We start from the raw sequence: 12,079 nt of genomic DNA on the forward strand, positions 1-12,079 counted from the left end.
GTCCATTCGCGCAGCCCTTCGGTAGGATGGAGGCCATGAGTTCAAGGAGCGTACACACATGTTCATCGGCGTCCTGCTGGTCATCACCTGGCTGATCCTGCTGCTGCGCTACCCGTCCAAGGCGTTTCCAGTGTCCGTGGCAGCCGCCGTCGGTTTGGGCCTGGTGGCCATGTGGGTGATCTGGCTGGACAACCGCGAGATCAAGCAACTGGCGCGACTGGATTTGCGCATCGCCTACGCGCCAGAGCAGTGCCCGGCGGATCGTCCGTTGCAGCTGAAAATGAACAACGGCAACGACGTGCCGCTGACCGAATTGCGCTGGCGCATCGCGGCGTATGCGCCGGGTGACACGGTCAATCTGGCTGACAATCAATACGAAGCCCCCCGTTATCGCGGCCCCGGCGAACTGCAAGCCGGCGCCAACTGGGAAGACTGTTTGCCACTGCCGCCGCTGCGTCCTGGCTACCGCCCGCAAACCCTGGAGTTTCGCGCCGAGCGATTGCAGGGTAGTTTCTCCGATTAATCCCCTTCTTCTTTTTGCACAAGGACCGCGCTATGCCCGTTGCGTTGATTACCGGTTGCTCCAGCGGCATTGGCCGCGCCCTCGCCGACGTGTTCAAAAACGCCGGCTACAAAGTCTGGGCCAGCGCCCGCAAGGCTGAAGACGTCGCGGCCCTGACCGCCGCCGGTTTTACCGCCGTGCAGCTGGACGTCAACGACGGCGCGGCACTCGAACAGCTGAGCGAGCGCATCAACCAGCAACATGGCGGCCTCGATGTACTGATCAACAACGCCGGTTTCGGCGCGATGGGGCCGCTGCTCGACGGCGGTGTGCCGGCGATGCAGCGCCAGTTCGAAACCAATGTGTTTGCCATCGTCGGTGTCACCCGAGCACTGTTCCCGGTGTTGCGTCGCGCCAAGGGCCTGGTGGTGAACATCGGCAGCGTTTCAGGAATCCTGGTCACGCCGTTCGCGGGCGCCTACTGTGCTTCGAAAGCCGCCGTTCATGCGTTGAGCGATGCGCTGCGCATGGAATTGGCGCCGTTCGGTGTGCGCGTGATGGAGGTCCAGCCGGGCGCCATCGAATCCAGCTTCGCCAAAAATGCCGGCCACGAGGCGGAACAGTTAATCACCGAACAATCGCCGTGGTTTCCATTGCGCGAAGGCATTCGCGCACGGGCCAAGGCATCGCAGGACAATCCAACACCGGCCAGGGCGTTTGCCGAAGGGGTGCTCAAGGCTGTTCAGCAGAGCAAACCACCACGCTTGATTCGCCTGGGCAATGGCAGCCGGGCGTTGCCGTTGCTGGCGGGGTTGCTGCCCAAGGGCTTGCTGGAAGCGGGATTGATGAAGCGGTTTGGGTTGCGCGGGCAACTCTGAGACCGAGTCGACACCATCGCGGGCAAGCCCGCTCCTACAGGGATCTTGGGTGTGAATGCTATTTATGCCACCCAACAGAACCTTGTAGGAGTGAGCCTGCTCGCGATGGCGTCAGAACTAACACAGAAAAAATTCAGGAAACATGATGACCGATTACACCCACTACTTCGACGAAGTCATCCAGGCCCACATCGCCATCGAACAATGGCTGGCCGAAGAACAAGACCCGACTGCGCTGGAGCACTTGCTGACCCGATTTTCACCACAGTTCTCCATGGTCTCGCCGTTGGGCCGGGTGCTGGATTTCGAGGCGTTGAGGGAGTTGTTTCAACTGGCGGGCGGCAAGAAACTCGGGTTCAGGATTCAGCTTAGTGAATTGCGCGGTGTCGCCCTGCATGACGGTGGCGCGACCGTGAGTTATCGCGAGCAGCAGACCGATGCCACCGGGCTGCACTCTGATCGGCGCTCGACGGTGGTGTTTGAGAAACAGGCCGATGGTCGGCTGGTCTGGCGGCATTTGCATGAGACTTTTATCCAAGGCTGAACACATTGCCCGCTCGTCTGAAATCCGCGACTACCTGTTACTTCTGACAGTAGACGCATTGTAGCTCCTCGCACAGGCTGCCGCTTACCGGGAAATGACTGCCTGCACCTCGCAAGCCTTTTCGAGTAACACGCATCTGCCGGTGAACATCACGTTAACCATGCAGAGGTTGTTATGAATCCAAAAAACTCGACACGCCGCGCAGGCGACCTCGACACGACTTTCGGTACTGACGGTGAAGTCTCGCTGAGTATTCTACCGACCTATATTGGTACTGACCGCCTTCTCCAAGGCGTTCTGATCCTCCCGGACAACAAGATCCTGGTAGGCCTGGGAGTGTCAATAAACCCATTGATTGGGTTTGGGGCTCCACCTTCGTACGGACTGGCGCGGCTGTCTCCTGATGGGATACTTGATAAAGATTTTGGTGTTGATGGAGTCATTACCGACAATTTCAGGCCTAAGGAATCCAGCAAGGGTGGCCGGCTGCTGCGCCTTGAGGACGGACGCCTGTTTATGCTCGGTAGCGTCGGTATAAACGAGGGGGGAACGTCAATTCCCCACTTGGCCATGGCCTGTTACACCGAGGACTATAAGCTGGACACGACTTTCGGAGGAGAAGGCACAGGCCATCTCGTTATCGAAAATAGCTCAACCGAAATTTACATGTCCCGCTACGCCAATGTCACCCAGCAAGCAGATGGCAAGCTACTCATCTGCACCGAGTATCATGAATGGGGCAACGCTTACAAAACCACTGGCATACTTTATCGGCTGCATACCAATGGCACACTCGATACAACCTTCAACGGTAACGGCCGCCTGGAGATCAAAGGGCAAGACCCGGACGCAGCCACCGGCCTGAAAGCCTGCCTCGCGCAAGCCGGCGGAAAAATTGTGGTGGTGGGTCATATTTGTTTTCAACCCGGATTAGGAACAGCAGTCATTGCACGCTTCCATAACGACGGCACGCTCGACAAGACTTTTGGCCGTCGAAACTCACCGGGTTACCACACCGTACCCGTAGGCGGTCTCTGGACCCAGTTCAACAACCTGTTGTCCACACCCCGCGGATTTGTCGCCACAGGTAAGGCTGGTGAGGATGAACCCGGTACGGTCAGCCAGGGAATGATGGTCGGCATAACAAAAGAGGGGCTGGAAGACCTCGACTTCAATGATGGCAAACCACTAATTACGAAATATACGTCAGAAACAGAGACCTCCTGGTCCGACGGTTACATGCAACCTGATGGAAAACTGGTGCTCTCGTCAGCGGGACGCCCATTCCTTTCACGCTGGCTGAGCAACGGCAGCCCCGATACCGAGTTCGGAACGGACGGCGCCGTATTGATTAGGGACACGGGTGTCAGATCAGCCTTTGTGGTGAGCCGCCCCGATAGCAAGATTCTTTGGGCAGCAAATGTCGGCGGGATAGGGGGGTCGATAGGCTCGCTGCGCCGTTACCTAGGCTGAATCATTGATGTACCGGTTGCTATAACGGCAGCGGGGATGGCGTGACCACCACCGTGCACGTAATCCCCGCCGCCAACAGCACCCCGTCCGGCACTTCATCAATGTGAATCCGCACCGGCACCCGCTGTGCCAGGCGCACCCAGTTGAAGGTCGGGTTCACATCGGCAATCAGCTCGCGACTCTCCGGGTTGTCGCGGTCATAGATACCGCGAGAAATACTCTCCACGTGCCCTTTCAGCACTTCACCGCTCATCAACTGCATGTCGGCCTTATCGCCCACGCGAACGTGCGGCAACTTGGTTTCTTCGAAAAAGCCGTACACCCAGAACGAGTTCATATCGACCACGGCCATTTTCGCTTCGCCGATGCGCGCGTAGTCGCCGCGATGCACGTTGAGGTTGGTCACGTAGCCGTCCACCGCCGCCCGCACTTCGGTGCGCTTGAGGTTGAGTTCGGCGGCTTCGAGTTGTGCCTGCGCGTGTTGATAATCGGCCAGTGCCGAGTCGGCGATATTGCTGGCGTCGTCGCGGTTTTCCTTGGAGATCACCAGGTTGTCCATGTCGGCGCGGCGATGGGCATTGACCTTGCGCATCTCCCAGGTCGACTTGCGTGAAGCAACCAGCGACTGCGCCTGCTTGACCGCGATGCGATAGTGCTCGGGGTCGATCTGCATCAGCAAATCGCCCTTCTTCACTAACTGGTTGTCGCGCACCGGCACGTCCACCACTTCACCGGTGACGTCGGCGGCGACGTTGATGATGTCGGCGCGCACCCGGCCATCGCGGGTCCAGGGGGTGTTCATGTAGTGCTCCCACAAGGTCCGGCCGATCCATAGCGCGAGGGCTAGCACCAGCAAGGTGGCGAGCAGGCTGAAAAGCTTTTTCATCAGGGCCTTCTTCAGTGATAGAGAGTCAACGGTAGACAGTCAGCGCCAGGGCGCCAAACAGACAGGTAAACAGGCTCAGGCGCAGCAGCGCCGGGTGCCAGAAGAAGCGGTACAGATCGAACCCGGACAAGAATCGGTCCAGCGCCCAGGCCATTGCCGCCGCGATGAAAAACATCAGGGTCATGGTCGGCATGTACACGCCGTGGAAGGCGATCTCACGAGGCATGTTCAAGTCCTTTGGGCTCGGTTTTCGTGAAGCCCGCGAGCGGTGACTGCGGGTCCAGCAACGACGTACGAATGAAGTGCAGGTAACTCTTCACCCGGCGTAGGGCCGAGGTGTCGAAGTGCGGAGCGAAAGGCTCATCCGTGGCTTGCACGCGACTGATCGCATGGTCGACCGCGATCAGGCTGCGCTCCAGATTGCTCTGGCTCGGTTGCAAGAACAGCCGCACCAGCGAACGGCCCATCACCCGGATGGCCTGGCGCCACGGCTGCGTTTCGGCATAGGCCGGGTGCACCGGCAGAATCGCCTGTTCCTTGCGCAATTCGATGATCGCGTGCCCCACCTCCAGCACCACGAACATCCAGCGCAACAAGTCGCTTTGGACTTGCGGCTGACCCGCCGCGAGGCCGTAAGCCTGGTGCAGCAAGTCCCGCGTGCGGCTTTCAAAACTCGACGCCAGCCCCTTGAGTTTGCCGCTGATGGCGTACACCACTTGCCCGCGCAAATCCTGCTCCAGCCGACGCCACAACCAGCGGCTGTTAGGCGGCAAAATGATTGCCCCGGCGGCCGCGCACACCAGCATGCCGAGCACCATGGCGATGTAATCGTTGATGAAGGTGTACGGGTTGTAGACCGTGAGGTTGTCCGGCACTGAACCGGTGCTGAAGAAGATCAGCAAGCCGAGACCGACACCGGCGTATTGCGGTCGCGACGTGAGGAACGAACCGAGCACGATCACCGGCGCGAGCATCACGCACAGCAACGGGAAACCGTCGATCCACGGGAAGATGAAAAACATCTCGACGAAGCCGATCAACGCCCCGAGCAGCGTCCCGCACGCCATCTGAAACGCCATGCGCTTGGGGTTGGGTGTCGCCGCAGAAAGCCCCACGGTGGCGGCGGCTATCAGGGTCATGGTCGCGCCACTCGGCCAGGCCGTGGCCACCCAGTAACTGCCGAGCACCACCAGAATGAACGCCGCGCGAATCCCCGAAGCGGCGGACGCCATCCAGTTGGTTTGCGGGGTGAACGGCTCATCCCATTGCTCCCGCTCATGGCTATGTTCAGCCAGCGAGGCGTGGGTCTGTGCATAACTGTGCAGGTCATCGACGAAGCGGTAGAGCAACTCGTACGCGGTGTGGAAATCCAGCAACTCGGCGTCGCTCGGCCGGGTCTCCTGAAAGTGCGCACGCAAGTTGCGCACCCGGGCCGGCAAACCCTCTTTGTAAGCGCTCAACTCGGCGACCAGGCGGGCCGCGTCTGCATGGGTCAAGGCCCGGCCACTGAAGCCGTCGAGCACTTCCGCCAAGTCCTGCAACCCCGGTTTGATCGCCGCGACCACGGGGTCGGCACCACTGCTGCGCAAGCGTTCGAGCAACTGATGCAAGGCATTGAACCGGGTGGTGATGCCCATGAACTCGCTGTTCAAGCGATTGAGCCGACCGTTGCGTCGACGCATGTGCGGGTCTTCAAACACGGTGACGCTGCGCAGCCCTTCCAGCCCGACCGCCTCGGCGATGAAGCGCACGTTGCTGGCCTCAAAAGCCTCCCGTTGACTGCGACCGCGCAAGCCATCGGTGACGAACAAGGCGAACACGCCGAAGCGCTGATACAAAGCGTTGCGCATCGCCGCGCTGGCGGTTTGCGGCAGGATGGCGGCGCTGACCAGTGTCGAGCAGAGAATGCCGAGGGAGATCTCCAACACTCGCCAGACTGCCGCCATGAAGGCGCCGTCCGGGTGTGCCAAGGCAGGCAAACCGACCATTGCGGCGGTGTACCCGGCGAGGACAAAACCGTAGGCGCGAAAGTTGCGATACCGCGCCGCGCCGGCCGAGCAAATACCCACCCAAATCGCCAGCGAGCCGAGGAACAGCTCAGTGTTCTGCGCGAACAAGGCAATCAGCGCGACCATCACCGCCGACCCGGTCAACGTGCCGAGAAAGCGGTAAAAACTCTTGGCAAACACCTGCCCGCTCTGCGGCTGCATCACGATAAACACCGTGATCATCGCCGTGCGCGGTTGCGGCAATTCCAGACGCATCGCCAGCCACAGCGTCAGGAATGCGGCGAACAGCACCTTGAAAATGTAGACCCAGGTCACGCCATCACTGCGCGCCCAGTCAAAGAAACCCCGGCGCCATTCAAGGGAATACAGCCAGCGCAAGGGTGCGGGCAAGGGCGTCATGAAATCCTGCTCAGTGAGATTCGATTAAGACGCAGAACCTGTGGGAGCGAGCTTGCTCGCGATGGCGGAGTGTCAGGCGACACATGCATTGACTGACACGGCCTCATCGCGAGCAAGCTCGCTCCCACAGGGTCCGTGTTCAATTTGTGAGGCTCTGAAGCAGGGCCGGGGTCTTTGGTGCCTGGGTTTGTACGGCGGTTGGCACATCATTGCCCGCCCCCAATCCTCCACCGAGCGCCGTCACCAGTTCTGCATGAGCACTCAACCGCGCCGCCTGAACCTGTTGCTGAACTTGCTGCTGCTTGAACAACAGCGTCTGGGCATTGAGCACGTTGAGGTAATCGGTGAGCCCGCGCTGGTAGGCGATCATCGCGATGTCATAGGTCTTCTGCGCGGTGGCCACCGACTCGGCGGCGAAGGCCTGCTGCTTGTCCATGGACTCACGGCGGATCAACTGGTCAGAGATGTTTTTCAGTGCATTGACCAGTGTCTGGTTGTACTTGGCCACGGCGATGTCATACCCGGCCGAGGCTTCACCCAGCTCCGAACGCAAACGCCCGCCATCGAAAATCGGCAACGAAATCGCCGGGCCGACGCTGTAGTTGAGTTTCTTGCCGGTCAAAAACTCCAGCGCCCCGCCGCCCGTGGCCATGTAGCCGAGGCTGCCAACCAGATCGACGTTGGGATAAAAACCGGCGTGCGCGACATCAATGCCCCGCGCTTGCGCGGCCACTTGCCAGCGACTGGCGACCACATCCGGGCGTTGACCGAGCAATTGCGCGGGTAACGCCGACGGCAATTTCAGCGCCGTGCCCAACGACAATGTCGGCCGCTGCAATTGCGCACCCTCCCCCGGACCGAAGCCAGCCAATGCCGCGAGCTGGTTGCGGCTGAGGGCGATTTCTTCGTCCAGCGCATCAATCTGCCGATGGGTTTCCGGCAGCGGCGTTTGCGCCTGGCTGACTTCGAAATGCGTGCCGATGCCACCGTTCAGGCGCTTTTGCGCCAGGTCGAGAATCTGTTGTTGCTGTTTCAGGGTCGCTTCGACGATGTCGCGCTGCACGTAATGCAACGACAGCTCGATGTAGGCACGCACGATGTTGTTCTGCAATTCGAGCTGCGCCAGGCGCGCTTCGGCGGCGCTCATGTGCGCCATGTCCACGGCGCGTTCCGTGGCATTGCTTTCGCGACCCCAGAGGTCCAGCGCATAGCTGAAACCCAGGGCGGCGTTGTTATCCCAAGTGGTGGTGTTGGCCAGCTCACCCGGCCCGTAGAACTGATCGGTCGGCCAGTTGTGGCGCTTGAGGGTGGATTCGCCATTGATCTGCAACGACTCGGCGGATTCGGCGATGCCGGCCATGGATTTGGCCTGGCGCACCCGTGCGGCGGCCATGGCCATGGTCGGGCTGCCTTGCACGGCGCGGTCGATCCAGCGGTTCAGTTGCGGGTCGCCATAGGCCTGCCACCATTGTGCGGTGGGCCAGTGCGCGTCTTGTGCGGCGCTCTGGATGGCTGCGTCGGTGGCCAATGAATCGGCCTCCAGTGCCTTGCCCTGCGGGGCAATCCCTGCGGTACCGATGCAGCCACTGATTGCCAGGGTTAAAGCCAAAACACTGAGCGGCTGAAGCGCTCTGCTGATGCGACGCGGCACTGCTGCGATTTCCTGAAAGAGGGGAGGTACGAGTTCCTGTAGGAGCCGGGCTTGCCCGCGATGGCATCACCGCGGTGGGTCTGGATGACCGCGGTGATGCCATCGCGGGCAAGCCCGGCTCCTACAGTGGCGCAATTCTAGGGGTGGGTCTGGTTGGCGATAAGCTGGGATTCTTGTGAATCTTTGTTACCGTTAACGCGATAATCCCTTTGTCGGGGTCTCAGCCCCTGAAACTTCGTGTCACAATTTGCCATCGAACCCGAGAGCACCCCATGGACACTTTGCAAAACATGCGCGCCTTCAGTTACGTGGCCGAGGCCGGCAGCTTCACCGCCGCCGCCGTGCAACTGGACACCACCACGGCCAACGTCTCGCGCGCGGTCTCCAACCTGGAAGCCCACCTGCAAACCCGCCTGCTCAACCGCACCACCCGCCGCATCGCCCTGACCGAAGCCGGCAAGCGCTACTTGTTGCGCTGCGAGCAGATCCTGGCCTACGTCGAAGAAGCCGAAGCCGAGGCCAGCGACGCCCATGCGCGGCCGGCCGGGCAGCTCAAGGTGCACACCATGACCGGCATCGGTCAGCACTTCGTGATCGACGCCATCGCCCGCTATCGCAAGACCCACCCGGACGTCACCTTCGACCTGACCATGGCCAACCGCGTGCCGGACCTGCTCGACGAGGGCTACGACGTGTCCATCGTGCTGGCCAGCGAACTGCCGGACTCGGGTTTCGTGTCCCAGCGCCTGGGCATCACCTACAGCATCGTCTGCGCCTCGCCGGCCTATGTGAAAGCCAACGGCTGCGCGCAAAAGCCCAGCGACTTGCTCAACCACATGTGCCTGCGCCTGGTAAGCCCGGTGATCCCGCTGGAGAAATGGGCCTTCGACGGCCCGGATGGCCAGGAAATGGTGACCATCAACAGCTCACCGTTTTTGGTGAACTCGGCGGATGCGATGAAGACCGCAATCACCAGCGGCATGGGCGTTGGCGTGTTGCCGGTGTACGCGGCGATTGAAGGGCTGCGCAACGGCTCGCTGGTGCGGGTGATGCCCAAGTACCGGTCGCAGGAGCTGAACCTGTACGCAATCTACCCGTCGCGCCAGTATCTGGATGCGAAGATCAAGACGTGGGTCGAGTACTTGCGCGGGTCGTTGCCGGAGATTCTGGCGGCGCATCAGGCGGAACTGGCGGCATATGAATTGAGCGGGAGCCTGGCTGGCGCCCGGGTGGCGAACTGATTTCACGGTCCTACAGACGCGGAGAATTTGGGGAAGGTTTCCGACGGGTTCTGTCGGTTGTTGGGTCAGACGGGAAATGGGTAGGCTTTGGGCGTCGCTGGCTTTTCAGCGATCGGGCCTGGAAAACCCGAAGATAGGGTCACAGCACATGACATAATGCGGCGCTTTTTCAGCTCCGCGATTTAAGTTATGGCGGCTGTGCGTGGGAGACCTTCGGGTCTGCCGGGTTTGATCCTTCTCGGTTTTTCCAGTCCGCGTACAGCTGCCACCCAATCGTCTGGAAAACGGAAAGTGGCGGCTCCTCGACTTCAAGGATCTTTGCCAATGATTAAAGAATCACCGAATCCTCCGGAAACCGACGACGTTTCCCCCTACGAATCCATCGATTCGAAAAAACTCAACGAAGCCGCCGAACGCGCGCTGAATCACTACCTCAACCCCGCTGCCCTCAAATCACCCGCGACTCGCAAGCCCAGCACGATGTTCGTGCTTGCGCCCAATATCAAAGACGAGGACTTGCTGGCCCACACTTGTGAATCGTTGGCCCAGGCCAGTGTGATGGCCGGCGATTTTGCCGCCTATCTGGAAGGCCCGCATCGGAACACGGCGATGGCGATTCAGCAGATCGTCATGCTGGCGGAACTGGCAGCGAACCGGATGATGGATAACCTCGAAATCCCCAAACCCACGCCACACCGCTAATCTCCGGGCAGAAACCAATCCTCCCTGTAGGAGTGAGCCTGCTCGCGATGACGGTGTGTCAGTCGACTTCAATGTTGAATGTGAGTCCGCCATCGCTGGCAAGCCAAGCTCCTACAGGGAATGGGTACATCTGGAAGAGATTGGTTGGCTGTCAGGCCGCCATCGCGAGCAGGCTCGCTCCTACAATTGGACCGGGGCCGTCTGTTAGAGACTGGTTGGCTGTCAGGCCGCCATCGCTGGCAAGCCAAGCTCCTACAGGGAATGGGGACATCTGGAAGAGACTGGTTGGCTGTCAGGCCGCCATCGCTGGCAAGCCAAGCTCCTACAGGGAATGAGTACACCGGCCGCTTCTCACCACTCATCAGGCCGAGCGTTAGCTCGCCTACAGCTCTTGATCTTGATCCACCCGCCCCTTCGGGAGGCTGAGTGGAGGTGTGCATCCGGGGAGTGGCGCGTAGCGCCGTTCGACGCAGTCGAACACGCTGCATGTAGGTCGAAGCGAAGCCGACCGGAGGGCAGTGTCCCCGGAGGGATACCGGAGCGAAGGAACGCCGAGCCCCAGCGAGGGGCCGGACGCTCGGGGCGAGCCTTTTTTTGCTTACTTTTTTTTGGCGTTTGAAAAAAAAGTGAGTCGCCGTAAGGGCGAAACCCTAAGCGGCCGTTACCGCAGCAACGGATATGTACACAACCCACAAGAACATGGTCGGCCCAAAGGCCGCCAAGTTCAAAAGCTCACAACCACGAAAAAGAATGTTAGCGTGCTTGGCATTCTCCAAGCCAAACCAAGCCCGACGAGCCCACCTCCCATGAAAAAGACCGTCCTCGCCTTCAGCCGCATCACCCCCGAAATGGTCGAACACCTCAAGCAAGACTTCGAAGTCATCGTGCCAAACCCGAAAAACGGCGACATCAACGCCCAATTCAACGAAGCCCTGCCCCACGCCCACGGCCTGATCGGCGTCGGCCGCAAACTCGGTCGCGCACAACTCGAAACCGCCGCCAAACTCCAAGTCGTCTCCAGCGTCTCAGTCGGCTACGACAACTACGACCTCGCCTACTTCAACGAACGCGGGATCATGCTCACCAACACCCCCGACGTCCTCACCGAAAGCACCGCCGACCTCGCCTTCACCCTGCTCATGAGCAGCGCCCGCCGCGTCGCCGAACTGGACGCCTGGACCAAGGCCGGCCAATGGCAAGCCACCGTCGGCGCACCACTGTTCGGCACCGACGTGCACGGCAAAACCCTAGGCATCGTCGGCATGGGCAACATCGGCGCGGCCATTGCCCGTCGCGGTCGCCTGGGGTTCAACATGCCGATTCTCTACAGCGGCAACAGCCGCAAGACAGACCTGGAACAACAACTCGGCGCCCAGTTCCGCACGCTGGATCAACTGCTGGCCGAAGCCGATTTCGTTTGCCTGGTGGTGCCACTCAGCGAAAAGACCAAACACCTGATCAGCCACCGCGAACTGGCACTGATGAAACCCGGCGCCATCCTGGTGAACATCTCACGCGGCCCGGTCGTGGACGAACCAGCCCTGATCGAAGCGCTGCAAAACAACCGCATTCGCGGCGCCGGTCTGGACGTCTACGAAAAAGAACCGCTGGCCGAGTCGCCGTTGTTCCAACTGAAAAACGCCGTGACATTGCCGCACATCGGCTCGGCCACCCACGAAACCCGTGAAGCCATGGCCAACCGCGCCCTGGCCAACCTGCGCAGCGCGCTGTTGGGCGAGCGGCCGCAAGACCTGGTCAACCCGCAAGTCTGGAAAGGCTGACGAAAAACGGGCA

11 protein-coding genes are annotated in these 12,079 nt (G+C 60.5%); 7 read left to right on the plus strand and 4 right to left on the minus strand.

Going from position 1 to position 12,079, the window contains the following annotated elements; genetic code table 11:
- Positions 1-58: 58 nt before the first annotated feature.
- From C7534_RS13775 to C7534_RS13790, 4 genes are all read left to right on the plus strand, one after another.
- Entirely contained in the window at positions 59-523 is a 465-nt protein-coding gene (locus C7534_RS13775) for a multidrug transporter (protein ID WP_109786075.1), read from the plus strand.
- 32 nt (positions 524-555) lie between these two features.
- On the plus strand, positions 556-1,380 hold the full coding sequence (locus C7534_RS13780; protein ID WP_109786076.1) for an SDR family oxidoreductase: 825 nt from the start codon (positions 556-558) through the stop codon (positions 1,378-1,380).
- Positions 1,381-1,525: 145 nt separating this feature from the next.
- Positions 1,526-1,924, plus strand: coding sequence for a DUF4440 domain-containing protein (locus C7534_RS13785; protein WP_109786077.1), 399 nt, complete (start codon positions 1,526-1,528; stop codon positions 1,922-1,924).
- A 174-nt stretch (positions 1,925-2,098) separates the two neighbouring features.
- Positions 2,099-3,397 carry a hypothetical protein gene (locus tag C7534_RS13790; RefSeq protein ID WP_109786078.1) on the plus strand — a complete coding sequence of 433 codons (1,299 nt, stop codon included), beginning with the start codon at positions 2,099-2,101 and terminating at the stop codon, positions 3,395-3,397.
- A 19-nt stretch (positions 3,398-3,416) separates the two neighbouring features.
- On the opposite strand, the gene C7534_RS13795 is transcribed toward C7534_RS13790, so the two are convergent.
- From C7534_RS13795 to C7534_RS13815, 4 genes are all read right to left on the minus strand, one after another.
- Positions 3,417-4,283 carry an efflux RND transporter periplasmic adaptor subunit gene (locus C7534_RS13795; protein ID WP_109786079.1) on the minus strand — a complete coding sequence of 289 codons (867 nt, stop codon included), beginning with the start codon at positions 4,281-4,283 and terminating at the stop codon, positions 3,417-3,419.
- A 25-nt stretch (positions 4,284-4,308) separates the two neighbouring features.
- On the minus strand, positions 4,309-4,509 hold the full coding sequence (locus C7534_RS13800) for a DUF1656 domain-containing protein (RefSeq protein ID WP_077430850.1): 201 nt from the start codon (positions 4,507-4,509) through the stop codon (positions 4,309-4,311).
- Entirely contained in the window at positions 4,499-6,691 is a 2,193-nt protein-coding gene (locus C7534_RS13805) for an FUSC family protein (RefSeq protein WP_109786080.1), read from the minus strand. Before C7534_RS13805 ends, C7534_RS13800 begins: the two co-directional genes overlap by 11 nt.
- 139 nt (positions 6,692-6,830) lie before the next feature.
- Entirely contained in the window at positions 6,831-8,342 is a 1,512-nt protein-coding gene (locus C7534_RS13815) for an efflux transporter outer membrane subunit (protein ID WP_109786081.1), read from the minus strand.
- Positions 8,343-8,614: 272 nt separating this feature from the next.
- Here C7534_RS13815 and C7534_RS13820 point away from each other — a divergent pair, with 272 nt between their 5' ends.
- The 3 genes from C7534_RS13820 to C7534_RS13830 all read left to right on the plus strand — a co-directional run bounded on the left by C7534_RS13820 (position 8,615) and on the right by C7534_RS13830 (position 12,066).
- Positions 8,615-9,583, plus strand: a complete 969-nt coding sequence (locus C7534_RS13820; protein ID WP_046026746.1) for a LysR family transcriptional regulator — start codon at positions 8,615-8,617, stop codon at positions 9,581-9,583.
- Positions 9,584-9,907: 324 nt separating this feature from the next.
- The gene (locus tag C7534_RS13825) at positions 9,908-10,285 is read left to right on the plus strand and encodes a DUF6124 family protein (RefSeq protein WP_046026749.1); all 378 of its coding nucleotides are present in this window, start codon (positions 9,908-9,910) and stop codon (positions 10,283-10,285) included.
- Positions 10,286-11,091: 806 nt separating this feature from the next.
- Entirely contained in the window at positions 11,092-12,066 is a 975-nt protein-coding gene (locus tag C7534_RS13830) for a 2-hydroxyacid dehydrogenase (RefSeq protein WP_109786082.1), read from the plus strand.
- Positions 12,067-12,079: the final 13 nt, after the last annotated feature.

The sequence above is a fragment of the Pseudomonas sp. OV226 genome (assembly GCF_003148705.1).
GTDB lineage: Bacteria > Pseudomonadota > Gammaproteobacteria > Pseudomonadales > Pseudomonadaceae > Aquipseudomonas.